The organism is Stenotrophomonas sp. GW821-FHT09E08, assembly GCF_059416125.1.
In genome coordinates, this window is record NZ_JBWKOO010000002.1 from 382,746 (window position 1) to 408,701 (window position 25,956).

General features: G+C 66.0%; 20 protein-coding genes and 1 riboswitch. Of the genes, 9 read left to right on the forward strand and 11 right to left on the reverse strand.

Annotated elements, in window-relative coordinates; genetic code table 11:
* Positions 1-70: 70 nt before the first annotated feature.
* Positions 71-1,468 carry a serine hydrolase domain-containing protein gene (locus AC07M7_RS04200; RefSeq protein WP_046987797.1) on the reverse strand — a complete coding sequence of 466 codons (1,398 nt, stop codon included), beginning with the start codon at positions 1,466-1,468 and terminating at the stop codon, positions 71-73.
* Between the two features lie 286 nt (positions 1,469-1,754).
* Here AC07M7_RS04200 and AC07M7_RS04205 point away from each other — a divergent pair, with 286 nt between their 5' ends.
* Together AC07M7_RS04205 and AC07M7_RS04210 are read left to right on the forward strand one after the other, a co-directional pair.
* Complete coding sequence (locus AC07M7_RS04205) at positions 1,755-3,083, forward strand: NTP/NDP exchange transporter (protein ID WP_482998705.1); 1,329 nt, start codon at positions 1,755-1,757, stop codon at positions 3,081-3,083.
* Positions 3,084-3,161: 78 nt separating this feature from the next.
* Entirely contained in the window at positions 3,162-3,512 is a 351-nt protein-coding gene (locus tag AC07M7_RS04210; protein ID WP_447782306.1) for a DUF1304 domain-containing protein, read from the forward strand.
* A gap of 577 nt (positions 3,513-4,089) precedes the next feature.
* On the opposite strand, the gene AC07M7_RS04215 is transcribed toward AC07M7_RS04210, so the two are convergent.
* The 3 genes from AC07M7_RS04215 to AC07M7_RS04225 all read right to left on the reverse strand — a co-directional run bounded on the left by AC07M7_RS04215 (position 4,090) and on the right by AC07M7_RS04225 (position 8,025).
* On the reverse strand, positions 4,090-4,557 hold the full coding sequence (locus tag AC07M7_RS04215; RefSeq protein ID WP_253078149.1) for a hotdog fold domain-containing protein: 468 nt from the start codon (positions 4,555-4,557) through the stop codon (positions 4,090-4,092).
* A gap of 76 nt (positions 4,558-4,633) precedes the next feature.
* Positions 4,634-7,111 (reverse strand): acyl-CoA dehydrogenase, encoded by a 2,478-nt coding sequence (locus tag AC07M7_RS04220; RefSeq protein ID WP_136639092.1) that lies wholly within the window; start codon positions 7,109-7,111, stop codon positions 4,634-4,636.
* A complete protein-coding gene (locus AC07M7_RS04225; RefSeq protein ID WP_046987073.1) occupies positions 7,108-8,025 on the reverse strand; it encodes an alpha/beta fold hydrolase in 918 nt (305 codons plus the stop codon). The genes AC07M7_RS04220 and AC07M7_RS04225 overlap by 4 nt, the downstream gene beginning before the upstream one ends.
* Before the next feature lie 141 nt (positions 8,026-8,166).
* Here AC07M7_RS04225 and AC07M7_RS04230 point away from each other — a divergent pair, with 141 nt between their 5' ends.
* Complete coding sequence (locus AC07M7_RS04230; protein ID WP_046987072.1) at positions 8,167-8,769, forward strand: TetR/AcrR family transcriptional regulator; 603 nt, start codon at positions 8,167-8,169, stop codon at positions 8,767-8,769.
* 142 nt (positions 8,770-8,911) lie between these two features.
* On the opposite strand, the gene AC07M7_RS04235 is transcribed toward AC07M7_RS04230, so the two are convergent.
* The 3 genes from AC07M7_RS04235 to hslO form a co-directional block, all read right to left on the reverse strand.
* On the reverse strand, positions 8,912-11,800 hold the full coding sequence (locus tag AC07M7_RS04235) for a TonB-dependent receptor (protein ID WP_495206806.1): 2,889 nt from the start codon (positions 11,798-11,800) through the stop codon (positions 8,912-8,914).
* A gap of 380 nt (positions 11,801-12,180) precedes the next feature.
* Positions 12,181-13,029 (reverse strand): XOO1806 family protein, encoded by an 849-nt coding sequence (locus tag AC07M7_RS04240; RefSeq protein WP_495206807.1) that lies wholly within the window; start codon positions 13,027-13,029, stop codon positions 12,181-12,183.
* Positions 13,030-13,145: 116 nt separating this feature from the next.
* A complete protein-coding gene (hslO, locus tag AC07M7_RS04245) occupies positions 13,146-14,039 on the reverse strand; it encodes an Hsp33 family molecular chaperone HslO (RefSeq protein WP_046987069.1) in 894 nt (297 codons plus the stop codon).
* A gap of 77 nt (positions 14,040-14,116) precedes the next feature.
* On the opposite strand from hslO, the gene mtgA reads away from it, so the two are divergent.
* The 3 genes from mtgA to AC07M7_RS04260 are packed head-to-tail and all read left to right on the forward strand — an operon-like array spanning position 14,117 to position 16,333.
* Positions 14,117-14,866 carry a monofunctional biosynthetic peptidoglycan transglycosylase gene (gene mtgA / locus AC07M7_RS04250; RefSeq protein WP_253078147.1) on the forward strand — a complete coding sequence of 250 codons (750 nt, stop codon included), beginning with the start codon at positions 14,117-14,119 and terminating at the stop codon, positions 14,864-14,866.
* A 56-nt stretch (positions 14,867-14,922) separates the two neighbouring features.
* Positions 14,923-15,942 carry a glycosyltransferase family 2 protein gene (locus AC07M7_RS04255; RefSeq protein WP_046985057.1) on the forward strand — a complete coding sequence of 340 codons (1,020 nt, stop codon included), beginning with the start codon at positions 14,923-14,925 and terminating at the stop codon, positions 15,940-15,942.
* Complete coding sequence (locus AC07M7_RS04260; RefSeq protein WP_046985058.1) at positions 15,902-16,333, forward strand: CBS domain-containing protein; 432 nt, start codon at positions 15,902-15,904, stop codon at positions 16,331-16,333. The genes AC07M7_RS04255 and AC07M7_RS04260 overlap by 41 nt, the downstream gene beginning before the upstream one ends.
* 474 nt (positions 16,334-16,807) lie before the next feature.
* Here the strand turns inward: AC07M7_RS04260 and AC07M7_RS04265 are convergent, their stop codons facing one another.
* From AC07M7_RS04265 to AC07M7_RS04280, 4 genes are all read right to left on the reverse strand, one after another.
* Positions 16,808-18,781: an AsmA family protein gene (locus AC07M7_RS04265; RefSeq protein WP_495206808.1), complete on the reverse strand. Its 1,974-nt coding sequence runs from the start codon at positions 18,779-18,781 to the stop codon at positions 16,808-16,810.
* Between the two features lie 81 nt (positions 18,782-18,862).
* On the reverse strand, positions 18,863-19,501 hold the full coding sequence (trhA, locus tag AC07M7_RS04270; protein ID WP_032972214.1) for a PAQR family membrane homeostasis protein TrhA: 639 nt from the start codon (positions 19,499-19,501) through the stop codon (positions 18,863-18,865).
* Positions 19,502-19,692: 191 nt separating this feature from the next.
* A complete protein-coding gene (locus tag AC07M7_RS04275) occupies positions 19,693-21,297 on the reverse strand; it encodes a peptide chain release factor 3 (protein WP_495206809.1) in 1,605 nt (534 codons plus the stop codon).
* Positions 21,298-21,363: 66 nt separating this feature from the next.
* Positions 21,364-22,257, reverse strand: a complete 894-nt coding sequence (locus AC07M7_RS04280) for a M23 family metallopeptidase (protein ID WP_495206810.1) — start codon at positions 22,255-22,257, stop codon at positions 21,364-21,366.
* Positions 22,258-22,406: 149 nt separating this feature from the next.
* A riboswitch (SAM riboswitch) is annotated at positions 22,407-22,525 on the forward strand.
* 77 nt (positions 22,526-22,602) lie between these two features.
* Between AC07M7_RS04280 and metX the strand changes: the two genes are divergently transcribed.
* Genes metX through AC07M7_RS04295 form a run of 3 tightly spaced genes read left to right on the forward strand, consistent with a single transcriptional unit; the run spans position 22,603 to position 25,930 of the window.
* Positions 22,603-23,634, forward strand: coding sequence for a homoserine O-succinyltransferase MetX (metX, locus tag AC07M7_RS04285; protein ID WP_100473625.1), 1,032 nt, complete (start codon positions 22,603-22,605; stop codon positions 23,632-23,634).
* Positions 23,631-24,866, forward strand: a complete 1,236-nt coding sequence (locus tag AC07M7_RS04290) for an O-succinylhomoserine (thiol)-lyase (protein WP_495206811.1) — start codon at positions 23,631-23,633, stop codon at positions 24,864-24,866. The genes metX and AC07M7_RS04290 overlap by 4 nt, the downstream gene beginning before the upstream one ends.
* Positions 24,863-25,930 (forward strand): homoserine dehydrogenase family protein, encoded by a 1,068-nt coding sequence (locus AC07M7_RS04295; protein ID WP_495206812.1) that lies wholly within the window; start codon positions 24,863-24,865, stop codon positions 25,928-25,930. Before AC07M7_RS04290 ends, AC07M7_RS04295 begins: the two co-directional genes overlap by 4 nt.
* Positions 25,931-25,956 lie beyond the last annotated feature (26 nt).

Below are 25,956 nucleotides of genomic sequence, written 5' to 3' on the forward strand. Positions count from 1 at the left end.
GACTCCACAACAGCCAACAAAAAGGGCGACCCGCGGGCCGCCCTTCGTACTCACCGTCGAGCCCGCCAGATCAGCGCGGCGAGGCGACGGCACGGTTGCTGGAAGCACCCTTGCCCTTGCGCTTGTCCTGCTGCGCAGGGCTCGCGCCTTCGGCCATCAGGTTGTCGCTGCCGAAGTCGGTGTCCACGTCCAGCCAGCGCTGCGTCGGCAGGCCGAGGGCGGCGTCGAGCACGGTCGGCAGCAGGCCGCTGGGCAGGCCGCTTTCGCCGTTCCACATGATGGCGATGCCAAGGTCGCGTTCCGGCACCAGCGCGACCAGGCCGCGGTAGCCCTGCACGGCGCCGGCATGGAACACCACGTCGTGACCGGCATAGTCGAAGGTGCGCCAGCCCAGTGCGTAGCCGGCCGAGTGCAGGCGCTCGCGGCGCCAGCCCGAACGCATCTCGCCCGGGGTGTTGATCAGGCTGGAATGCAGGGTGGCCAGCAGCGGTGCCGGCAGCACGTCCGGACGGTGGCCGGTGTGGGCCAGCAGCCATTGCGCCATGTCGCTGGCGCTGGCGTTGACGCCGGCGGCCGGGGCGACGCGGTAATAGGTCGGCTTCGGCGTCAGCGACACCCAGCCATTACGGCTGCGCACGTGCGGGCGCGCCCAGCGTGAGCTGGCCTGGATGCCGGCCAGTCCGAGGCTGGCATCGTTCATGCCCAGCGGCTTGAAGATGCGGCGCTCGACCGACTGCTCGTAGAAGCTGCCCGAGGCGGCATAGACCACGTCACCGATCAGGCTGAAGGCCACGTTCTGGTAGGCGTAGCAGTCGCCCGGCAGGCACTTCAGGCTGGTGTTGGCCAGTTTCTGGGTCAGCGAGTAGTACTCGGCATTGCCTTCGATGTCGCGGTCGTAGGCGTTGTACGGCAGGCCGACGCGGTGGCTGAGTACGTCGGCCACGGTCAGGCGATCAGTCGCTTCCGGCGAGTTGAGGCGGAAGCCCGGCACGTAGTCGGTGACCTTGCTGTCCCAGCGCAGGGTGCCGTCGTTGACCAGCAGGCCGGCCATGGTGCCGGCGAAGGCCTTGGACAGCGACGCCAGGCGGAACACGGTATGCGCATCGACCGGCAGCGGGTTGTTGACGTCGGTGACGCCATAGCCGCGCGCGCTGAGCACACGGCCACCCTGCACGATGGCCACGGCCATGCCCGGCACGCGCTCACCATAGGTCAGCTGCTGCGCCATCGATTCGATGTTTGCGACGTTGAAGCCGGCCGCCGGCAGCTGCACCTGCGGCACCAGGCCGGTGCGGTATGCGGCGGGCTGGGTGTGGGCGACGGCGGTGGCGGCGGATTCGATGTTGGCCGGCATCGGCGGCAACGGCGGCGGGGTCTGCGCGGTGGTGGACAAGGCAACGGGCATCAACATGCCCAGCAAACCGGTGGCCGCCGAACGGATCGGACGACGCAGGCTGTTCTTTTTCATCGTGGAGACCCGTGCGCGACTGCTGATGGCGATTCTAGCGCCGCTTTTCCCTTGTGCACAAACAAAGCGAAGATGAATGCGCATCTCGTTGAAAAAGTTGGAATTTTGACGCCCCGAAAGCGTGTGTCGGAACGTATCGTCCGGGTGGGATCGTGACACTGCGTTTCAGCCTTCTGCGGGGCTGCTGCTGGCGATGTTGCAGTGCATTGGCTAACGTACGCGCTTCACTGCCCCCGGAGCCTGCCATGCCGCTGTCCAACCGCCGTCTTCTGGCGAGGGACGCCGCGTGAGTGCGGTGCAGGTCAGGGGGCCGCTGAGGGGCCTGAGCGCGGCACTGCGTGAGTCGCCGGCGCTGTGGTGGTCGTTCCTGTACTTCTTCTGCCTGCTGAGCGGCTACTACGTGCTGCGCCCGGTGCGTGAGGCGATGGCCGCTTCGGCCGACCTGGAGACCGTGTTCCCGCCGATGCTGATCGCCTGGTTCAACAGCCACGGCATCGCGCTGAAGGACTTCGTCCTGCAGTTCCTGTTCTCCTGCGTGTTCGTGATCATGCTGGTGCTGCAGCCGGTCTACGGCTGGCTGGTCAGCCGCTTCCCGCGACGGGTGTTCCTGCCGGCGGTGTATGGGTTCTTCATCGTCACTCTGCTGGGGTTCTACGCGCTGTTCGACAGCGACGTGCCCGGGCGAGGCATGGCCTTCTTCTTCTGGATCAGCGTCTTCAACCTGTTCGCGGTGGCGGTGTTCTGGAGCTTCATGGCCGATGTGTTTTCCAACGCGCAGGCACGTGCCTACTACGGCTACATCGGCGCGGCCGGCACCATCGGTGCCTTCCTCGGCCCGTTCATCACCAGCGTGCTGGTGCAGCGCGTGGGCATCGCCAACCTGATGCTGGTCTCGGCCGGATTTCTCGCCATCTGCCTGTTGAGCATCTGGCGGCTGCGGCACTGGGCGGTGCTGCGCGAGCGCGAACAGCAACTGGTCGACGGTGAAAAGCCGATGGGCGGCAGTGTGCTGGATGGCCTGAAGCTGATCGTGCGCGAGCCCCTGCTGCGCTGGCTGGCGATCATGGTGTTGTTTGGTGTGGGCGTGGGCACCCTGCTGTACAACCAGCAGGCCACCATCGTGCGTGCCTCGTTCAACGATGCAGGCGCTGCCACTGCCTTCTTCTCGCGCATCGACCTGGCGGTGAACGCGCTGGCCCTGTTGATGCAGCTCGGCCTGACCCGCTGGCTGCTGTCTCGCCACGGCATCGCCCCGGCGCTGCTGATCCCGGGCTTCGCGATCCTGATCGGTTTCTCGGTGCTGGCTGCCTCGCCGATGCCGCTGATGGTGGCGGTGGTGCAGGTGATGACCCGTGCCAGCGAGTTTGCACTGGCCAAGCCGGCACGCGAGACCATCTATACCCGCGTAGACCGCCAGTGGCGTTACAAGGCCGGTGCGGCCATCGACACCGTGGTCTACCGCGGCGCGGACCTGAGCTTTGCGTGGGTGCACAAGGGCTTGTCCTTGTTTGGTTCACATGTGGTGTTCATCGGTGGCGTGGTGGTTGCCGCATGCATGACCGCTGCCGCGTTCGGCGTGCTGCGCGAAGAAAAGAAGCTGCCGCGCGACCGCTGAGCCGCGCGGGGTCGGATCCCTCTCCCACGGAGAGGGCTCTGACCCCATCACCCCATCCATTTATCCAAGGAAACGCCCATGTACTGGATCGCACTTGCCTTGACCCTGCTGGTCGCACTGCTGCACGTCTATTTCCTGGTGCTGGAGATGTTCCTGTGGACGCGCCCACTGGGCCTGAAGACGTTCCGCAACACGCCGGAGAAGGCAGAGACCACGCGCGTGCTGGCGGCCAACCAGGGCCTCTACAACGGCTTCCTGGCTGCAGGCATCGTGGTGGGGCTGTTGATCGACCAGCCGGTGCTGGTGACGTTCTCGCTGGCCTGTGTGGTGGTAGCGGGGTGCTATGGCGCCTACAGCGTCAGCCGTCGCATTTTCATGATCCAGGCGCTGCCGGCGATCCTGGCGTTGGTGTTTCGCGCGCTGGCGTAGTTTCCAGCCAACGGCGCAGCCCCTCGTGGGGTGGTCGCGTAGAGCTTGTCATGGGGTTGGCCGGGCGGGTTGGGTTCGCGGGGGACGCCGCAAGTCCCCCTCCGGGGCCCGGCCCAGCCGCTGGCGGCTGTGCGTTCAGGCGCTTGCGAAGCAGTGCTTCGCAAGCAAAGCGCCTTCACCCCTGTAAGCTCGATGGCGCCATCCATGGCGCCAACGCCCCTGCACGGCCCACCCGCCCGACCCCTGACAGGTTCCGTGCGCGGCCAGCCCACGGAGAAGAAAAGAAGATCAAGAGCAACAGCGGGTCGCTGCGCTTGTGGGTTCTGCGTGCATGAAAAAAAGCGGCCGATGGGTCGCTTTTGCTTTTGCTCTTCTTTTTCTCTTCCGTGGGGGACGCCGCAGAGATCCGTCCGAGGCCGGAGGGGGGGGGGCCGGGCGGGGTATCCGCGCCATGGATGGCGCGGCTAAGCCTACAGGGACGTACTTGCGGCGTCCCCGCATGGCCCCACCCCTCCGGCCCAACCGATAAACCGCTTTCGCCGTCCACCCACGAGGGGCTGCGCCGTTCGCGGGAACCTTACTTCGCCGGCGACAGCCACATGTCGATCACCGCGCTGAACACCTCCGTCCCCGCGCGGTCACGCACGCTCACCGTCACCGGCAGCGCATAGCCCTCGGCAGCGGCCACGATCGGCTGCGCCGGCAGCGCAACTGCCTGCAACATGCCGCGCGCCTTGGCCAGGTACTGCACCTGCATGCCCTTGGGGATCCAGCGCATGCCCTTCGGCAGCGAGGCATCGACCATCAACCCGGCAGTCAGCTCGGCCAGGTTGCACATCGCGATCGCGTGCACCGTGCCGATGTGGTTGCGCACCTTGCGCCGGTCGGCCAGCGTGCCTTCGCAGCGGCCGTGCTCAAGGCGGGTGATGCGCGGCGCGATGCTGGCGAAGTAGGGCGCCTTGAAGCACACCGCGCGCGCGAACAGCCAGTTGCCGGCAGGCCATCGCTGCAGACGCTGGTAGAGGGACAGCAGGGGCGTGGACATGGTTGGAATTCCGGTCGGCAGATGAAACAACGGCGGGCCGAAGCCCGCCGTCGAAGGCAACACATGTCGCGGGCGATCAGGCCGCCTGCGAGTGCGGGTCCTTGTGCTGGCGGTCGTAGTAGCTGGCCGCGCGCAGTTCGTGGGTGTCGAAGTCGTCCACGGTGATGGTGTCCAGGGTCAGCGTACGCAGCTCTTCCAGCAGGCTGCGCTCGTCCTGGGTGATCACGCCTTCGGCCACGGCTTCGTCCAGCTGGCTGTTGAAGTCCAGCGCTTCGATGCCCTTGCTCTTCAGTGCCTTCAGGAACTTGCGCTCCACCGGCTCGGCCATGATCGCCTTGCTCAGGTAGCTGTTGATGCGGCCACCCGGGTTGTTCTCGCACGGGGTCAGGAACACGCCGCTGGCCAGACGATCACGCGCTTCGTTCGGGGCCATCAGCAGGGCGGCGACGCGGCGGCTCAGGCGGTCACCCGGGGCCTCGGCACGACGGCCCAGCGGGAAGATCAGCGCCCACATCAGCCAACCGATCGGACGGATCGGGAAGTTGCGCAGGGCTGCCGACAGCGATTCCTCGATCTTGTGCACGCTGTCATGGAAGGCCCAGGCCAGCAGCGGCTGGTCGGCCTGCGGCGCGCCTTCGTCGTGGTAGCGCTTGAGCATGGCGCTGGTCATGTAGACATGGCTCAGCACGTCGCCCAGACGGCCGGACAGCGATTCCTTGAACTTCAGCTTGCCGCCGAGCGTCATCATCGAGATGTCGGCCATCAGCGCCAGGTTGGCCGAGTAACGGTCCAGCTTGCGGAAGTAGCGGCGGGTGTAGGCGTCGCCCGGGGCAGCGCCGAAGCGTGCGCCGGTCAGGCCGAACCAGAACGAACGAACAGCATTGGAGATGCCGTAGCGGATGTGGCCGAACAGGCTGCGGTCGAAGTCCTGCAGGCCGGCACGGGTGTCCGGATCCTGCGCCGCCTTCATTTCCTTCAGCACCCACGGGTGGCAGAGGATCGCACCCTGGCCGAAGATCAGCAGGCTGCGGGTCATGATGTTGGCGCCTTCCACCGTGATGGCGATCGGCGCGGCCTGCCAGCTGCGGCCGGCGAAGTTGCGCGGCCCCAGGATGATGCCCTTGCCGCCGATCACGTCCATCATGTCCGAGATCACTTCGCGGCTCATGTTGGTGCAGTGGTACTTGGCGATCGCCGACGGCACCGACGGCACGTCGCCGCGGTCCACAGCAGCGGCGGTGGCCTGCGACAGCGCGCTGATCTTGTACGCCTTGCCACCGATGCGGGCCAGCGCTTCTTCCACGCCTTCGAAGCGGCCGACCGACAGGCCGAACTGCTTGCGGATGCGCGCATAGGCGCCGGTGACCGCGGCACCCGCCTTGGCACCGCCGCTGGCGGTGGAAGGCAGGGTGATCGAACGACCCACGGCCAGGCACTCGTTGAGCATGTTCCAGCCCTTGCCGGCCATCGCAGCGCCACCGATCAGCTGGGTCAGCGGAATGAACACGTCCTTGCCGCGGATCGGGCCGTTCTGGAACGTCGAGTTCAGCGGGAAGTGGCGACGGCCGATTTCAACGCCGGCGGTCTCGCGCGGCAGCAGGCCCAGGGTGATGCCGATGTCGCGGGTTTCACCAATCAGGCCGTCCGGATCGTACATGCGGAAGGCCAGGCCGATCAGCGAAGCAACCGGGGCCAGGGTGATGTAGCGCTTGTCGAAGGTCAGCTTGACGCCGAGCACCTGCTCGCCGTTCCACTCGCCCTTGCAGACGATGCCGTAGTCGGGAATCGAGGTGGCGTCGGAGCCGGCGAACGGACCGGTCAGGCCGAAGCAGGGCACTTCGCGGCCATCGGCCAGGCGCGGCAGGTACTGGTCCTTCTGTTCCTGGGTGCCGTAATGCACCAGCAGTTCACCCGGGCCCAGCGAGTTGGGCACACCGACCGTGGAGCTGACCACCGAAGACACCGAGGCGAGCTTCTGGATCACCTTGTGGTGAGCCAGAGCGGAGAAGCCCAAGCCGCCATATTCCTTCGGGATGATCATGCCGAAGAACTTGTTCTTCTTGATGAAGGCCCACAGTTCCGGCGGCAGGTCCGCGTGGACGTGGGTGATTTCCCAGTCGTTGACCATCTTGCACAGCTCTTCCACCGGACCATCGAGGAAGGCCTGTTCTTCGGCGGTCAGCTGCGGCTTCGGGTAGTTGAGCAGGATGTTCCAGTCCGGGTCACCGGTGAACAGCTCGCCTTCGAAACCGACCGAGCCGGTTTCCAGCGCAATGCGCTCGGTCTGCGACAGCGGCGGCAGCACCTTGCGGAACACCTTCATCATCGGGCCGGTCAGCAGCGGCTTGCGGATGAACGGCAGCAGCAGCGGCACGGCGATGACGGCCAACACAGCGGCCGCGACGATCGTGGCGGTCTGGTTGACGTAGGGAATGAACCAGCAGGCGGCCAGCAGGGCCACGCTGATCAGCGTCCAGGTAACCAGCCGCATGCGGTGGTAGGCGACGAACGCGCCTGCCAGCAGCAGGGCGAGGAAGGGAAGAACGATGCTCATGAGCGTGCTCCGGTGACGTGCTCGTTTGTGGCGGACGAAGCTGCAGCATCCGCTGCGGGCAACACGTCCAGATAGTCCAACACAGTAGCGGTAAAGGCGTTGTTGTCGTCGCCGGCAACCATATGTGTGGCCTGCGGCAGCTGTACATGGCGCGCGTGCGGCGCCAACGCCAGGAATTCGGCCACGGTCTGTGGCGTGACCAGGTCGCTGCGGCCACCGCTGACCAGCAGCAGCGGGCACTTCACCTGGCGTGCGGCTTCAGCCAGCGCGTCCTGGTGCTGTTCGCTGTCGCGGGCCAGTTCGGCCACCAGCCGCGGGTCCCAGTGCCAGCGCCAGCGGCCGTGGTCGTCCTCGCGCAGCAGCGCGCGCAGCGACTGTTCGGATTTGCGCGGGCGGTGCGGCATGTAGGCCGAGATCACGTCGGCGGCCTGGGCCAGCGAGGCGAAGCCATCAGGATGGGCGGTCATGAAGGCCAGGATGCGTTCAACCCCGGCGGTATCCCAGCGCGGGGTGATGTCGACAAGCACCATCGCCGAGAACAGGCCCGGCCAGCGCGACTCGGCCAACAGGCCGAACAGGCCGCCCATCGATGCCGCGACCAGCACCGGAGGGCGCGGTTGCTCGCCGGCCAGCACGATCAGGTCATCGGCGAACTGTTCGCCGTGATAGGGCAGGTCGGCGGCATTCCAGTCCGAATCGCCATGGCCGCGGGCATCGTAGGCCAGGGTCTGCAGGCCCGCTGCGGACAGGGCGCTGGCAGTTGCATTCCAGGCGTGCCGGGTCTGGCCGAAGCCATGCGCGAACAGCACGCGGCCACGACGGCCGTGGTCACTGGCGGTGGCGGCCAGACGGGTACCATGGGCCGCTTCCAGGCGCAGGTCATGGAACGCAGCGGGAGTCGGGGACATAACCATACTTGCTAGTATGGATTGCTTCGGAAGGAAGTCAATACTGCATCGTATGGTGCGGTGCGGGAGGCGATCTGGACGCCGCTGTGACGGTTCCGGCTGCAATCGCGTACTGCAACGAACCCCGGCGTATGGTTAAATCAGCCCATGAATCAACCTGACGCTTCTGCCGGCGAACCGCGCGCCGGCCGCAACAGCCGCCTGAGTGCCGAAGACTGGGCCCAGGCGGCCCTCGATCTGATTGCTGAACAAGGCGTGGGTGCCGTCGCGGTGGAACCGTTGGCGCGGCGCCTGGGCGTGACCAAGGGCAGTTTCTACTGGCATTTCCCATCGCGCGATGCGTTGCTGCAGGCGGCGTTGGAGCGCTGGGAACTGTTCGAACAGGAACAGGTGTTCGGCAGCCTCGAAGACGTGCCCGATCCCCGCGTGCGCCTGCGCCAGCTCTTCCAGATGGTCGCCCATGAAGTGCAGCCGCACATCATCTACAGCGAACTGCTTAAGGCGCTGGACCACCCGATGGTGCGCCCGGTGATCGACCGCGTCTCGCAGCGTCGCCTGGATTACCTGATCGCTTCCTTCCGTCAGGCAGGGCTCAGCTCGACCGATGCACGCCATCGTGCGCGCCTGGCCTATGCCGCCTACGTCGGCTTCCTGCAGCTGTCGCTGCAGCTGCAGCAGCCCAAGCAGGCCCGTGAGGATTTCGAGGCGTATGTTGAACACCTGATCGACACGTTGATTCCGAACGGCTGAGCGTTCCGGTCCTGTAAGAGGAAAGCCGCGGCAGGGCCGCGGCTTTTTTTGTGCGCCATGCTGAATCGCCGCGCATCTTGAACGCACAAAGAACAACGGCCCCTTGCGGGGCCGTTGTTGCATCAGCTGATCAATCGATCGATCAGAACTTCTGCTTGTACTGCATGTACATGAAGCGACCGATGTCGTAGCCGCCGTAGTACGAGTACTGCGAGTTCGGCGCCGAGTACATCTGCGGGCCGTAATGGTCAAACACGTTGCGTGCACCGACGGCGATGGTTGCATTCCACGGTGCGTTCCAGGAGACCTGGAGGTCGTGGAAGGTGGTCGCGCCGCGCTTGTTCATCGCCTGATCGCGAGCCGGATCCGGCGAGCCGAAGTCCGGGATGCTGCACTCGGTGGAGAAGTAGCACTGTTCCTTCACGCTGGAGAAGTAACGGGTTCCCCAGGTAACGCCCCAGTCGCCATACTCCCAGCCCAGCACCAGGTTCGAACGCAGGCGGAAGTTGCTGCTGAAGCCATTCAGGATCGACACCGGAACCGATGCGGCGTTGGTGGTCTTCAGCACGTTCTTGCTGACGTAGCTGTTCTGCAGGTTGGCGTTGAACGTGCCCCAGGCGCTGGTTTCGAAGCGATAGGCCACGTCGAAGTCGAAGCCTTCGGTCTCCTGGAAGCCGGCATTACGCGGCGCGTAGGTCAGGTTGGTGACGATGCCGCGGGTCGAGTCGCGGGTGAACGAGTTGCAGCGGTCGGCGATGCCGAGCACGTAGCAGTCGTTGAGCTGGGTGGTCGGATCGTCGGTGACGATGGTGTTGGTGATCTTGATGTTCCACCAGTCCAGGCTCAGGTTCAGGCCCTGGGCGAAGGTGGGGCTCCACACCAGGCCGACGGTCTTGGACTTCGACTTTTCCGGGGTCAGGTTCGGATTGGAGACAGCATTGAACGGCACCGGGCTCTGCTCATCCGGGCCTTCGGCCGGGACGTAGCCCTGCTTCAGCTGAAGGAAGTTGGGGGCCAGCGCACCCAGGGCGGCGGCACAGCGCTGGGCAGTCGCCGGATCGCTTGCGGCCAAACCGAAGTCGGTGTCGCACGGATCGGTGAAGTAAGCGAAGGTCTGCGAGCTGCCACCGTACAGGTTGTCGATGGTCGGCGCGCGGAAGCCTTCGGCGTAGGTCGCACGCACCAGCAGCTGGTCGATCGGCTTCCACTTCAGGCCGAACTTGCTGTTGGTGGTGTTGCCGAAGGTGCTGTACTTCGAATAACGCGTCGCGGCGTTGAAGCTCAGTTCCTTGGCGCCCGGCAGGTCGGCCAGCACCGGAATATTCAGCTCCAGATACACTTCGTTGACGTCATAGCCGCCACCGGTCGGGCCAGCAGCCAGATCGGTCGAGTAGCCAGACTGCGACAGGGCGTCGGGATTGAACGAACCCTTGTCTTCACGGTACTCGTAACCGAGCGCGAAACCGAGGTCGCCGGCAGGCAGGGTAAACAGGCTGCCGGCGATGTTCGCGTAGTAGGTCTTGGTGGTGACTTCACCGGTGTTCTTGGTGGTCGGGAACAGGAACTGCTGCAGGTCCGGGTTGCCGGTCAGGCCACCATCACCGGAGCGACCGGCCGGAATGGACGGATTCCACGGGATGCAGCCGCCCGGGCCCGGGCCATAGATCGGGTTGGTACCTGCGGCCAAGCCGGCAGCGGTACCGCACTCGACGCGGCCGGTGGCCGGGTTGAGGAACGACGCGCCGGTGGCCTGGGTGACCGCCAGAACGTTGTAGTTGCCGGTCTGGGTCTGCAGGTTCTCGGAGTTCTGGTAGATGTAGCCGGCTTCCCAGTCGAAGTACTTGTCATTGAACTGGAAGCTGCCCTGCAGGGCGCCGGTGAAGCGGAAGGTGGTCAGCTTGTTGGTGGACAGGCGCGGCACTTCCCAGCCGCGGCGGATGAAGCCCATGTCGGTGCCGAACGGGTTGTAGTAGCTGTCCGAGGACAACTTGGTACCGAACTGGCGCTCATAGTCGGCCGACTGCAGCGGGTAACCGGCAACCTGGGCCTGCGACTCGCGACGGGTGTACAGCAGGTCGGAGACGAAGCGGACGTTGTCGGTCAGGTCGTACTGGACGTTGGCGAACACCGAGCGGCGCTTGGTCGGCGTCAGCAGGTGCATCTGCTCGTTCGAGTTGCTGACGTCACCGGTGATCGGGGTGAGGTCGGTCTCGTGGAACGCGTTCGGATCGCGCGCGTTGCCGCCACGGTCCAGCGACAGCAGCGGTGCCTTCGGATCATTCAGGTCATAGACCGCGCCCCACTGACTGACCGGGGTCCAGCCGCGGTCGGGGTGGCGGTTGGTGCGCTGGGACTGACTGAACCAGCGATCCTTGGCCCAGACTTCCTTTTCTTCGGCGTACTCGGCACCGATGGTGACCGAGCCGCGGTCGCCGGTGAAGCCGGCTACGAAATCGTAGCTGGTCTTCTGGCCGTCACCTTCGCCGTACTGGCCGACGTAGGCATTGGCTTCCAGACCTTCGAAGTTCTTGCGGGTGATGATGTTGATCACGCCGGCGATCGCGTCGGAGCCGTAGATCGACGAAGCACCATCCTTCAGTACGTCGATGCGCTCGACGATGGCCGACGGGATCTGCGAGACGTCCTGCAGGCCGCTGACGCTGGCGCCGAGGCGCTTGCCGTCGACCAGAACCAGGGTGCGCTCGGCACCAAGGTTGCGCAGGTCGATGTAGAAACCGCCAACGGCTTCACCGGAGGACAGCGGTTCGGAACGGCTGATGGCCGGGCTGCCGGCGGCAGAGATGTTCTGCAGGACGTCGGCAACGGTCTTGAAACCGCTCTTCTCGATCGAAGCGCGGCTGATGCTCAGAACAGGCTGGGCGGTTTCGGTATCGACCTGACGGATGCGCGAACCGGTGACCTCGATACGGTCGAGGTTGGTGGCTTCCTGGGCATGTGCCGTCGCGGTGGTGGCACCGGCGACAAGCGCGATCACAACTGCGTCACGCAGCTGGCTGGACTTGAGTTTCATTGGCTCTCTCTCTCCAAGAAATCTTGGCTGGGTTAATGCCCGGCGGGGGAGCGAAAAGCGCTCCCAAATCGCGAGGCTGAGCCGATAGTAGCGGGCGTTCGCCAAGAATTAAAGCTGTGTTAATCAAACCTGTGATTTTGGTAAAAACGCACTGTTTTCATAAAAATCAAACGCTTGCACTGTATGAAGTGACGAGATGCCTCGTTTGTTAACGCAGAATGACGAAAAAAGTTTCTTTTTATATGTGTCGATACGTATCAATATGTTTTCCGCAGTATCTCTGCCGCTGCGGGGTTTCTGCAGAAGATTCCAGACGCACACGCACAACGGGCGCCTTTCGGCGCCCGGGGGAAAGTCACTGCGGTATCCGCGTAGCGGGATCAGAGATCCTGTTCGTAACGCACGTACGGCACGGTGCCGTCGTCGTTGCTCTCGTTGCGGGGCGAGAACGGGTTCTTGCCGCGGCTGATCACATTCTCGGCGCCGACGGTGAGCTGGCCGGACCATGGGGTGCGCCAGGTCAGGCCGATACCCAGGCCTTCCCACTTGCCGGGCTTGCCCGGTACGTCGATGACGCGGCCGATGATGCTGCCGGTGAAGTTGCCATAGCCGGCGCCGATGCTCAGGCTTTTGCTGTCCCAGCGGTCGACGAGGGCCGGTGAGGCATCGGCCAATGGCACCAGACGCGCCTTGGCGTAGGTACCGGCGATGGAGACGAACCCCTCGCGGCCGATGTTCTTCTGCGCGAATACAGTCAGGTCGTTCTGCTCGGCGCGCAGCGAAGGCGTCTTGTTCGGTCCTGACAGCCAGGCGGGCAGGGTTTCACGGCTGGTGCCGGCGGTGATGCCCAGTCGGCTGTTGCCACGGTTCAGCGCTGCGGTGCCGGTGAAGCGACGGCTGTTGAGGTCATCGTCATCGCCGAGGCTGGCCAGCATGCAGTGGCTGGCGAGGCCGCTCATGCTGGTTCCGCTGCTGTTGCTGCAGAGCAGGCCCAGCGAGTCGCCGGACGACAGCCCGAAGGCGGCATCCAGCGAGTTGCGGCCGAAGTGCCAGCGCGCGCCGGCGGCCTGTTCGCCGGTCGGTTCAAGGTACAGCAGGGCCTCGACCTTGCCGCTGCCCTTGTTCCACACCGGTAGAACGGTGCGGGTGTCCTTGCTCTGCGCATGCACGCCCGTGATCGCGCCAAGGGCGATCAGCAGGGCCAGCGGTAGACGCAGGAAGGTACGCATCGGACCAGTTCAGACAGGGACGGACAACGGAAGTTCCCGCGAATACGGGAACTTGATCCTAGGGTGTTTATGAATTCTTAACAAGCCTTGATCCCCCCAGATGCAAGACAAGCCGTTTACTGAAGCCGTTCAGGCGCCGGTACAGTCCCCTCGGCACCGTGGAACAGTATGCCGAACTCCGTCAACGGAAAGTGATACTCCCGCCCGCAGAATTCGCAACGGACCTCGACCGCGCCACTGGCTTCGGCGGCAGCACGGGCCTCGTCCTCGCCCAGCGACTGCAGCATCGAGGCCACCCGGTCACGGGAGCAGGAACAGGCGAAGGACAGCGGCTTTTCGCCCAGCAGCGCCGGCTGCTCCTCGTGGAACAGCCGGTGCAGCAGCTGCTCGGCCGGGGTGGCCAGCAGTTCGGCCTTGCCCAGGGTCTCGAACAGGGCGCTGGCGCGTGCCCAGCCATCCTCGTCGCCCTCGTCACCGGGCAGCTTCTGCAGCAGCAGGCCGGCGGCGCCGTCGCGGTCGGCGACCAGCAGCAGGCGGGTCGGCAGCTGTTCGGACTGGCGGAAGTAGTCCTCGAAGGCCTCGTCCAGTTCCGGCGCGGTCAGCCCGACCAGGCTCTGGTAGCGCTGCGGCTCGCGCGGGTCCAGTCCCGGGTTTTCAATGGTGATGGCGAGCAGGGCGTCATCGCCGAGGCTGGACAGGTCGCGCGGCGCGTCGGCGCCCTCGCTGAGCTGGGCGATGCCACGCAGGGTGCCGGCCGCCGTGCATTCGGCGAACAGGGTGCGCAGCGCAGTGCTGCTACGCAGCTGGATCGACAGGCGGCCATCGATCTTGGTGTGGCCGGTGAACAGTGCCGAGGCCACGCAGGCCTCGCCGAGCAACTCGGCGGCGGTATCCGGGTACTGGGCGTGGGACAGGATCTCCTGCCAGGTCGCCTGCAGGCGCACATGGACGCCGCGGACGCCGGCGTCGGGCAGCAGGAAGCGGATCAGGGAATCGGGGTTGGCGGTCATCGGCTCACATCGCGCGTAAACAGGGGCGGTTGCCGGATAATGTGCCGACAACCAGACAGAAGAAGGATGCACCAGTAATGGGGGCAGCGGGAGAGCAGCACAAGGTAGAGGCGGTTGCGGCTCCGCCACGCCGTCGTCGCTGGCACTGGAAGCGCCTGCTGTGGCTGCCGGTGCTGCTGGCCGCCTTCAGCTGCCTGCAGGTGCTGGTGCTGCGCTTCATCGACCCGCCACTGTCCACGGTCATGCTGTGGCGCTATGGCGAGGCGCTGGGCGAGGGTGACTGGTCCTATCGCCTGCACTACCAATGGCGGGATATGGAGCAGATGGCGCCGAGCCTGCCGATTTCGCTGGTGGCGGCCGAGGACCAGCGCTTTCCCGAGCACAGTGGCTTCGATCTGCAGGCCATCGAGAAGGCCCGTGACCACAATGCCAAGGGCGGGCGCCTGCGCGGTGCCAGTACGATCAGCCAGCAGGTGGCCAAGAACCTGTTCCTGTGGCAGGGCCGCAGCTGGATCCGCAAGGGCCTGGAGGTCTGGTACACGGTGCTGATTGAGGCGCTCTGGCCGAAGGAGCGGATCCTGGAGATGTACGCCAACATCGCCGAGTTCGGTGATGGCGTGTACGGCGCGCAGGCGGCAGCGCAGAAATTCTGGGGCAAGGATGCAGCGCGGCTGAGCCCCGCCGAGAGTGCGCGGTTGGCGGCGGTACTGCCGGCGCCGCGACGCTACAACGCAGCGGCGCCGGGGCCGTATGTGCAGCGGCGCGCGGCGTGGATCCAGCGCCAGGCGCGTCAGTTGGGTGGAGCGTCATACCTTTCGGAGGATTGAGGCGCCCGCGGGCGGATTGGCAGGCCGGGCGCCTGCTGCCAACGTACAATCCAGGCATGACACGTGAACGCCTTACTTTCGTCATCGCCGCCTACAACGAAGCCCAGGCCCTGCCTTGCCTGCATCCGCGCTTGTGTGCGGTGCTGGACGCAATGCCCGACATCGACGGCCACATCCTGTACGTGGACGATGGCAGCCATGATGGCACCTGGGAGGTGATCGCGGGCTTGGCACAGGCCGATGGGCGCGTGTCGGCGTTGAAGCTGTCGCGCAACTTCGGCAAGGAAGCGGCACTGACTGCGGGCCTGGACCTGGTGCGCGAAGGTGCGGCGATGATTCTCGATGCTGATGGACAGGATCCGCCGGAACTGGTGCCGCAGTTTGTTGAGCGCTGGCGCGAAGGCTACGACAACATCTATGGCACACGCTTGGTGCGTGATGGCGAGAACTGGATCAAACGCGCCACAGCTGCGATGTTCTACCGGGTGATCGGCCGCCTCTCGCGCACACCGATCCCCGCCGATACCGGTGATTTTCGCCTGCTCTCGGCGCGCGCGCTGAGTGCACTACGCGAAATGCGTGAGCGCCATCGCTTCATGAAAGGCCTTTTCAGCTGGGTCGGATTCAAGCGGATCGCCGTGCCCTATCACCGCCATGCGCGCGTGGCCGGATCCAGCAAGTTCAGCCTGTGGCGGCTGTGGAATTTCGCCCTGGAGGGCATCACCGGGTTCTCGACCGTTCCGCTGCGGGCGGCAACCTATATGGGCCTGGTGACGGCGGCGGTGGCCTTCGTGTTCGGCGTCTGGGTGATTGCCAAGGCGGCCCTGTACGGCGACCGGGTTGCCGGCTGGCCGACGATGATGGCGGTGATCCTGTTCCTGGGCGGCGTGCAGCTGATCGCACTCGGACTGATCGGGGAGTACCTGGGGCGGCTGTACGAGGAGTCCAAGCAGCGGCCGTTGTACCTGGTTGACGCCTGGCTAGCATCCGCCGTGGCAGACTCGGCCCTGCAACCCACCCTCGGAGGGCAGGCGGATGACGACGGTACGGCAACTGTTGGACGGCAAGTCTCCTGAAGTACATGCGGTCACGCCCGATGCGGCGGTGATCGATGCGATCCGGTTGATGGCGGAGAAGGGCATCGGTGCGGTGCTGGTGATGGACGGGCCGCGGCTGGTCGGCATCCTGTCCGAGCGCGATTACGCGCGCAAGATCGTGCTGCGCGATCGTTCGTCGCGCGATACAGCGGTGGCTGAGATCATGACGGCCAAGGTGGTGACGGTGTCACCGGGCGAGCAGGTGGAGCACTGCCTGCAACTGGTGACCGATTACCGCATCCGCCACCTGCCGGTGGTGGAGGGCGCGCAGGTACTGGGGGTGATCTCCATCGGCGACCTGGTGAAGTCGGTGATCGATGCGCAGCGCAGGGAGCTGGATCAGCTGCAGCAGTACATCGTGGCGGGGTGAGGTGTTCGCTGGCGGGCCTGCGGCCCGCCGGCCCGCTTCTCGAAGCTCAAATCCAAAGCAGCGCTTTCCTGATGCGGGGGAGGCTGAGGGCATGGGCGTGCAGGACACGCCGCAAGTACGTCCCTGTAGGCTCGATGGCGCCATCCATGGCGCCAACGGTCCTACACGCCCATGCCCTCAGCCTCTGGATACATTGCCGCGAGCGCGGTGAGCTTTGTCGCAGGCGATCTGCTTTTGGTAGCTGCCAACCTTGGTTGGCAACAGCTTTTGAATTTGCTTTTTTCTTTTGACTTTGAATTTCCGCTCTCGTTCCGCGCGCTGGAAACTGTCCGGAGTCGGAGCAAGGCGGCAGGCAGGACCGTGAGGCGCATGGATGCGCCGACCGAGCCTACAGGGACGTATTTACGGCGTGTCCTGCCTGTCGCCTTGCTCCGGCTCTACGCGCGGAAAAACGAGGCGCCGCGAACAACGCTTCTACTTCGCATACTGCCCACCGCAGTCGGCATCCTTCCCCGGCCCCAGTTCAATGGTCGCCAGCAACGCCGCTGGCGGGGCGATGCTGCCCAGCGCCAGGGCCACCGCACCACGAATCCCCAACGCCTTGAAGTCCGGGCGGAATGACGGGTCCTTGAACGTGCCACTGATGTGCAGCGGCGAGCGCAGTACCAGGATGCTCTTGTCTTTCGGACGCGGCTTCAACAGCAGATCCAGGCTCTCGTCGCGCAGGCTGACTGTGCCTTCGCCGATGAGAATGGTGTCGGTGGTGTCCACCGCCAGCGCCTGGCTGGTCATCAGTCCGTTGCGTACGCCGAAGTCGGCGAAGGCGCAGCGCAGCGGGATCTGCTTGTCGCCGGTCACCAGGAATTTCAGCGACTCGGTGATGTCCAGGCCGGCCAGTTCCATCACCAGGTTGCCGACATGGCCGCGCCCCATCGCCAGCCCGACCTTGCCGCTGCTGCTACCCAGCATTGCAGCGATCGAATTGCCGTGGCCGCTCAGGTCCACGTTACCTCCGATGCCGCCCTTGGCCTGCTCGGTCAGCTTGGCATCAGGGAACAGCTGGCCCAGCTGTACGCCGCGCACGCTGGCCTTGAGTGCGGTGGCGATCTGTGGCTGGCGTGCGTCCATGCGGATGGTGCTGCGGATATCGCCGCCGGCCACGCCGAAGTTCAGCGGGTCCAGCCGCAGCACGCCATCATCCAGCAACAGGTGCGCATCCATGTCATCCAGCGGCAGTGACGGTGCATTGATGCGGTGGGCCTTCCAGCGGACGTCGGCATCCATCGCGCGCAGCTTGCCCAGGTTGTACGGAGTATCCGGCAGCACCCGCGCGCTGGCCGCAACGCGTGCGGCCTCGGCCTTCTGCTGCGCGTTCGCGGTTTCACCGCCGCCGGTCTTCGGTGGCGCACCGACGAAACCGGCCAGGTCGTCGAAGTCCAGGCGCTTGGATTCCAGTGTGGCAGTCAGCCGCGGCCGTGCGCCGCCCACCTCGAACTGCAGGTTGCCGCCGAGGTCGCTGTCGCCGACCTTGCCGGTGAACTGCTCATAGCGCCAGACGTTGTGATCGCGCTTGAGGCGACCGTCCAGTGCATACGGTGGCGACGGTGGAATGGCGATACCCAGCAGTGGGTAGAGATCAGCCAGATCCTCGCCGCTGAGCGCAAACTGCAGGTCGAATACGCGCAGCTGGAAGGGATTGGTCAGCGTACCGGTGGCCACCGCATGGGTGGCGCCGGCGCGGCCATCGAGGTGGATGCGGAACGGATGATCGCTGTCGGTCAGCTGCAGTGGCGACTCGGTACCGCCACGCAGGGTGAATGGATTGCCCCGCCAGCGACCCTTACCCTGCACCAGCAGCGGTGGTGCGGCGTCGGCCTGCTTCGGCTGGCCGCTGCGCACATCCACACGGATGTCGGTGCGGCCCAGAGCGTCGAGGAACTGCAGGCGCCCGTCATCGATGCGCAGGCGCTTGAGCTGCGGGCTGGTCCCGCCGGAGCGGTCCCCGAGGAAATCCCAGTTGCCTGGCTCATCCTTGCGCGGGGCGGTTTCCAGCAGTACATCCGGCCGGGTCAGGCGCACCTCGGGCAGTTGCACGCTGCCGCGCAGCAGGGGCCACACCCGCACATCGATCTCGATGCGGTCGGCCGTGGCCATCTCCGGCTGCTTCGACCAGCTTGCATTGGCGAAGGTGATCGCATCGGCGCGGATCGTGCTGGTGCGGCCGAGGTCGACATCCAGGTGGCCGATGTGCAGCACACGGCCGGTGCGCGCCTGCACGGCGCGCTCGACCGGGCCCTTGAACCAGTTCCAGTCCCACAGCGCGATCAGCAGCAGGATCGCGGCCAGCACGAAGACCAGCACGGCCAACCAGCGCTGGCCGCGCGGGCCTGGGCGGCGGAAACGCCAGCGGGATGCGCGTGGCGCGGCAGGGGAGGGGGCAGCATTCACGCTGCCATGGTTGCCCCCTGATCGTGGAGGGGGCGCGAAGCGTCCATGTGCGTGGTGTGCACAAGCCGCGCGCGTGTGCGCTTACAGCACCTGCATGGTGACTGCGACGAAGTGGCAGACGCTGCCGCCGATCACGAACAGGTGCCAGATCGCGTGCGAATAGGGGATCGACTCGCGGTGGTAGAAATACGTGCCCAGCGTGTACGACAGGCCGCCACCGAACAGCCAGGCCAGGGTGCCGCCATCGATGGAGGCCCACATCGGCTTGATCGCCACCACCACCAACCAGCCCATGGCGATATAGATCACGGTTGAGAGCACCTTGAAACGGCCGGTGTAGAACAGTTTGAAAACCACGCCGCCCAGCGCCAGCGCCCAGATCGCGGTGAACAGGCCCCAGCCCCAGGGGCCGCGCAGGCCGATCAGGGTGAATGGCGTATAGGTGCCGGCGATCAGCACGTAGATCGCGCAATGGTCGAAGACCTTCAGGCGACCCTTGGCAACCGGATGCTGGATGGCGTGGTACAGCGTGGAGGCGGTATACAGCAGCAACAGGGCGATACCGAACACGATCGCACTGGCCAGCTGCCAGCCGTCACCGTAGATCGCGGCCAGGGTGATCAACACCGCACTGGCGGCCAGGGCGAATACCGCACCCAACCCGTGGGTCAAGGCGCTGGCGATTTCTTCACGGATCGAAGCAATGGACGTCGTGGACATGGGCATGGGCATCGGTCGCGGGGAGGGGGACCCGCGTCCCCCTATCATCGCCGCGATGGCCGGCGCGTGCACGCCCGTCACCGTATGGTCGGTGAATCCCTGTGTTGGAATCCCTGTGTTGCGTGGATGAACCGCCCGCGACTGCCGGGGTCAGAGCCCTTTCCTGGCGGAAAGGGATCCGACCCCACGGCTCAGCCTACCGAAACGGTATGCGCCGCTTCACGGGTGGCCGAGAAGCGCACGTCGGACGAGCGCTCCTGGGCCAGCTGCAGATTGACCCGGGTTGGTGCCAGGTAGACCAGATGGCCGGCTGCATCCAGTGCCAGGTTCAACGCGTTCTTCTCGCGGAACTCTTCCAGCTTCTTTTCGTTGCTGCAGTGGACCCAGCGTGCGGTGCTGACGCTGACCTGCTCGAAGGTGGCTTCCACGCCATATTCGTCCTTCAGGCGGTAGGCGGCCACGTCGAACTGCAGCACACCCACCGCACCCAGGATCAGGTCGTTGCTGGTCAACGGGCGGAAGAACTGGGTCGCGCCTTCCTCGGACAGCTGGGCCAGGCCCTTCTGCAGCTGCTTGAGCTTGAGCGGATCACGCAGGCGGGCGCGGCGGAACAGTTCCGGGGCGAAGTTGGGGATGCCGGTGAAGGTGACCGCTTCGCCTTCGGTGAAGGTGTCGCCGATCGAGATGGTGCCGTGGTTGTGGATGCCGATCACATCGCCCGGCCACGCCTCGGCGGCGATCTCGCGGTCGCTGGCCATGAAGGTCAGCGCGTTGGCCAGCTTCATGTCCTTGCCGGTGCGCACGTGGAAGGTCTTCATGCCGGCGCTGAAACGGCCCGAGCAGATGCGCATGAACGCCACGCGGTCACGGTGCTGCGGGTCCATGTTGGCCTGGATCTTGAACACGAAGCCGGTCAGCTTGTTCTCTTCCGGGGCGATCACCCGGCCGGTGGTGGTGCGCGCCTGCGGCGGTGGTGCATGCTCGACGAAGAAGTCCAGCAGCGGCTGCACGCCGAAGTTGTTCACGCCCGAGCCGAAAAACACCGGGGTCTGCTTGCCGGCACGGTAAGCGTCGAGGTCGAACGGATGGCTGGCGCCCTGCACCAGGTCAAGCTCGTCGCGCAGCTCGGCCAGCATCTGTGTACCGATCTTCTCGGCCAGGCCGGGCGCATCGATGGACGGGAAGATGGTGGAGTCCTGGCGGGTGAAGTTGCGGCCCGGTTCGTACAGATGCACCTCGCCGGTCAGCAGGTGCACCACGCCCTTCAGGCGCTGGCCCATGCCGATCGGCCAGGTCACCGGTGCGCACTGGATGCCGAGTACGGTCTCTACTTCATCCAGCAGCTCGATCGGGTCCTTGCCCTCGCGGTCGAGCTTGTTGATGAAGGTCATGATCGGGGTGTCGCGCAGGCGGCACACTTCCATCAGCTTGATGGTGCGCTCTTCCACGCCCTTGGCCACGTCGATCACCATCAGCGCCGAGTCCACCGCGGTCAGCACGCGGTAGGTGTCCTCGCCGAAGTCGGCGTGGCCGGGGGTGTCGAGCAGGTTGACGATCTTGCCTTCATACGGGAACTGCATCACCGAGGAGGTGACGGAGATGCCGCGCTCTTTCTCCAGTGCCATCCAGTCGGAGGTGGCATGGCGGGCGGCCTTGCGGCCCTTGACCGAACCGGCCATCTGGATCGCGCCTCCGAACAGCAGCAGCTTTTCGGTCAGCGTGGTCTTGCCGGCGTCAGGATGGGAAATGATGGCGAAGGTGCGGCGACGCGACGCTTCGTTGGCGACTTCGGACATGGCAGTGGCGCCCGCCCGGGGCGCTTTTCAAAGAGATAAGCGCCCGATTATACCGGCCGGGGCCGGTCAGCGCCCGGTGCCGCCGTCGGCCTCGCCCTCGCGGGCGAACTGCAGCTGGCCCTGCTCGGCGAAGATCCGCGCCGGCACCGAGCGCAGGCCCATGCCGCGGTTGACCTGCACCACGAAGTGCAGGTGCGGGGCGCTGCTGTAGCCGCTGTTGCCGGACAGGCCGATCGGTTGCCCGGCCTGCACTGCCTGGCCGCGACGCACACGCATGCCACCGGCCTGCAGGTGGCCGTACAGCGCCATGCTGCCGTCGCTGTGCAGCACGCGGATGAAGTTGGCGCGTGCACCATCGCGTTCGCGGTCCTGGCCGTTGCCCTGGAAGCCATCCTGGATCTGCATCACCGTGCCCTCGCGCGCGGCCAGCACCAATGTTGCCTCGGGCAGTGCGAAGTCGACCGCGTCACGGTTTTCCTCGTCATCGTGGCTGAAACGGCCCTGTGGTGCCTGGTCCACGCGCGGGCGGGCGTCATCGAAGGGCAGGCGATAGGCCACGTCCTCGGCCTGTGCGGCCGGGTTGCCCGGCACCGACTGCAGGCGCAGGTCCAGTGTGCGGCCGTTGACCGGCGCGGGCAGGTGGCCGACCACCAGGCTGCTGTCGCCCTGGATAAGCGACTGTACCGGCAGGCCCTCGACAGGGTGTCCGGGCGCGGCGCGCAGCTCGATCTGTAGTGGCCCGGCCAGGGCGTTGTCGATCCGGGCTTGCCACTGCTGGCCGATCGGCTGCAGGCGCAGCTGGGCCATCGGCGCGGCGCTCTGGGCGGTCTCGCCACGGGGGGGCGGAGCGACCGGGGCGGGCTTGGGCACCAGTCCCCAACCCTGGCGCCAGTCGCCGGCGCTTACCGTCGCGCTCGCCAGCAGGGACAACAACAGGCAAGTCAGGGGCAGGCGCGGCATCAGCGGTTCCAGCGGGTAGGGACCGCCGGGACTGTAGCCGATCCTGAACGGGACGACCGCGACCGCCTTCGCACAGCTGGGCTGAAAACATTTATCGCTCTATCCGCATGAAGGGATTGACAGTCCCGAAAGAGGCTGGCATCGTAGCTCCACCATCGAGACCGGCAGAGGGACAGGCCCTTTGAAGCCGGGGCAGCCCGCAGGCGCGCAAGCGACTGCGTAGGTGCCAAATCCTGCGGGGACCGTGGTGTCCACCGGAAGATGGTTCGAACCATGCACCGCACGTGCATCTCGAACGCGGGCCCCGCGAAGGCTCGATGGCCGATTCCCCAACCGGATCCCGCCATGAGCTTCGCCGCCAGTACCGCCATTCGCCCCGAACCCTTTGTCCCCGTCAGCGTGCCGGTCGAAGACCGTGTGCATGCCGAGCGCGGTGAGTTCGCCGCGGTGCTGTCGATGCGTCACGCCGGCCCCAGCCCGGTGCGCCTGCGCTACGAGTGGGTCGGCCCGGCCAACGCACCGGTGGTGGTGCTGGCAGGCGGCATTTCCGCCCATCGCCACGTGGCGTCCAATGCACAGTTCAGCGAGAAGGGCTGGGCCGAAGATCTGGTCGGCAGCGGGCGCGCGCTGGATCCGCAGCAGCTGCGTGTACTGGCCTTCGATTTCATCGGTGCCGACGGCGCGCTGGACGTGCCGATCGATACCGCCGACCAGGCTGATGCACTGGCGCTGCTGCTGGACCATCTCGGCATCCGTGCGCTGAAGGCGTTCGTCGGCTATTCCTATGGCGCGCTGGTCGGCCAGCAGTTCGCGATCCGCCATCGTGCCCGTGTGCGCCAACTGGTGCTGGCCAGCGGCGCACATCGCCCGCATCCCTATGCCGCCGCCTGGCGCGCACTGCAGCGTCGTGCGGTTGCCCTTGGCCAGCTGCAGTGCGGTGAAGACCACGGCCTGGCCTTGGCGCGGCAGTTCGCCATGCTCAGCTACCGCACGCCGGAAGAATTCGGCGAGCGCTTCGACGCAGCACCGGAAGTGATCAATGGCCGCGTGCGTGTTGCCGCCGAGGACTATCTCGATGCCGCTGGTGCGCAGTACGTCGCGCGCACGCCGGTGACCGCCTACCTGCGCCTGTCCGAATCGATCGACCTGCATCGCGTCGACCCCACCGCGATTCTGCCGCCGACCGTGGTGGTGGCCGTGGAGGGCGACCGCCTGGTGCCGCTTGCCGACCTGGTCGGCCTGGTCGAAGGACTGGGCCCACGCGGCAGCCTGCGCGTATTGCGCTCGCCCTATGGCCACGACGCCTTCCTCAAAGAAACCGATCGCATCGACGCGATCCTCGCCACCGCCTTCCGCACTTCTGGAGAGTCCGCATGAGCCTGTACGCAAACGAGCCGTCCTGTAGTCGCACCACTGCCGCCGTCCGTGCGGGCATCGATCGGGATACTGCGCATGGCGCGGTCACGCCGCCGATCGTGCTGTCATCGAATTTCAGCTTTGAAGGTTTCGGCAACAAGCGCCAGTACGACTACACGCGCAGTGGCAACCCGACCCGCGACCTGCTGGGTGAGGCGCTTGCGGAACTGGAGGGCGGCGCCGGTGGCGTCATCACTGCCACCGGCATGGGCGCGATCAACCTGGTGTTGAACGCGCTGCTGCAGCCGGGCGATACCCTGGTGGTGCCGCACGATGCGTACGGTGGCAGCTGGCGCCTGTTCAATGCGCTGGCGAAGAAGGGCCACTTCGAACTGGTCACCGCTGACCTGACCGATCCGCGCGCGCTGGCGCAGGCGTTGGCCACCCAGCCGAAGCTGGTGCTGGTGGAAACGCCGTCCAACCCGCTGCTGCGCATCACCGACCTGCGCTTCGTCATCGAGGCGGCACACAAGGCTGGTGCGCTGGTAGTGGTCGACAACACCTTCCTGTCGCCGGCGCTGCAACAACCGCTGTCGTTCGGCGCGGACCTGGTGCTGCATTCGACCACCAAGTACATCAACGGCCACAGTGACGTGGTCGGCGGTGCGGTGATCGCGCGTGATCCGGCACTGCATGAGCAGCTGGTGTGGTGGGGCAATGCGCTGGGCCTGACCGGTTCGCCGTTCGATGCTTTCCTGACCCTGCGTGGCCTGCGCACGCTGGATGCGCGCCTGCGCGTGCACCAGGAGAACACCGCCTCGATCGTGGCCCTGCTGGATCAGCATCCTGCGGTCGGCGCGGTCTACTACCCGGGCCTGGCAGATCATCCGGGCCATGCCATTGCCGCGCGCCAGCAGACTGGTTTCGGCGCGATGCTTTCGTTCGAACTGGCAGACTGTGCCGGTGACGATCCGCATGCCGCTGTGCGCGCCTTCGTTGACGGCCTGCGTTGCTTCACCCTGGCCGAATCGCTGGGCGGTGTCGAAAGCCTGATCGCGCACCCGGCGACCATGACCCATGCGGCGATGACCGCCGAAGCGCGTGCGGCGGCCGGCATCAGCGAAGGCCTGCTGCGGCTGTCAGTCGGTATCGAAGCAGAACGCGACCTGCTGGCCGATCTGAGCGCTGCTCTGCAGCGTGCCGAGGCGGTGATCGACGCGGCTGCACGCCGCAAACAGGTGGTGGATGCATGAGCGCACTCGCCGCTGACATTCCTGCGCTGGGCGCGGGACGCCTGGCACTGCTCGGCACTGGCACGGTTGGTTCGGCCTTCGTGCAGCGCTACCAGGCATTGCAGGCGCGCGGGCTTGAGCTGCCCAGCGTGCAGTGGCTGGCCAATTCGCGCACCGCGCTGGCGATCGACCGTGATCTGGCGCTGCCGCTGGAACTGGCGCGGCGTGCGCCGCGTGATGGCCAGAGCTCGCCGCCATGGGCCAGTGCCGAAGGGCTGGAGCGTGGCGACGTGGTGGTCGATGCCACCGCCAGTGAAGACGTCGCCGCGCGCCACGTGCAGTGGTTGGCGCGCGGTGTGCACGTGGTGACTGCCAACAAGCTGGGCCGTGGCGCGCAGCTGGCACGCGCACAGGCCATTGCCGATAGCTGTGCCGACAGCGGTGCGCGCTACGGCGACAGCGCCACGGTGGGCGCGGGCCTGCCGTTGCTCAGCAGCCTGCGCGCGCTGGTGGCCGGTGGTGACCACATTCATGCCATCGAGGGCGTGCTGTCCGGTTCGCTGGCTTGGCTGTTCCATCGCTATGACGGCCAAGCGCCGTTCTCGGCGGCGGTGCGCGAAGCGCTGGCGGCGGGCTACACCGAACCCGACCCACGCCTGGACCTGTCCGGCGAGGATGTGCGCCGCAAGCTGCTGATCCTGGCCCGCAGCAGCGGGCTGGCGCTGGATGCTTCGCAGGTGCAGGTGGATTCGCTGGTGCCGGAAACACTGGCAGCGTTGCCGCTGGATGATGCGGTGGCTGCGCTGGAACAGCTGGATGCGCCGCTGCAGGCGCGCTGGCAGCAGGCACGCGACAACGGACGCGTGCTGCGGTTTGTCGGCCGGGTTGACGGCAATGGTGCCCAGGTGGGCCTGCGCGAGCTGCCGGCCGATCATCCGCTGGCACAGGGTGCGGGCACCGACAACCGGGTAGCGATCCACAGCGATCGCTATCAGCGCCAGCCGTTGTTGATCCAGGGGCCGGGCGCGGGCGCGGAAGTCACTGCGGCCGCGCTGCTGGATGACGTGCTGCGGATCGTGGGTTGACGTCCCTGTTGCTGCGCTCGTCGGGC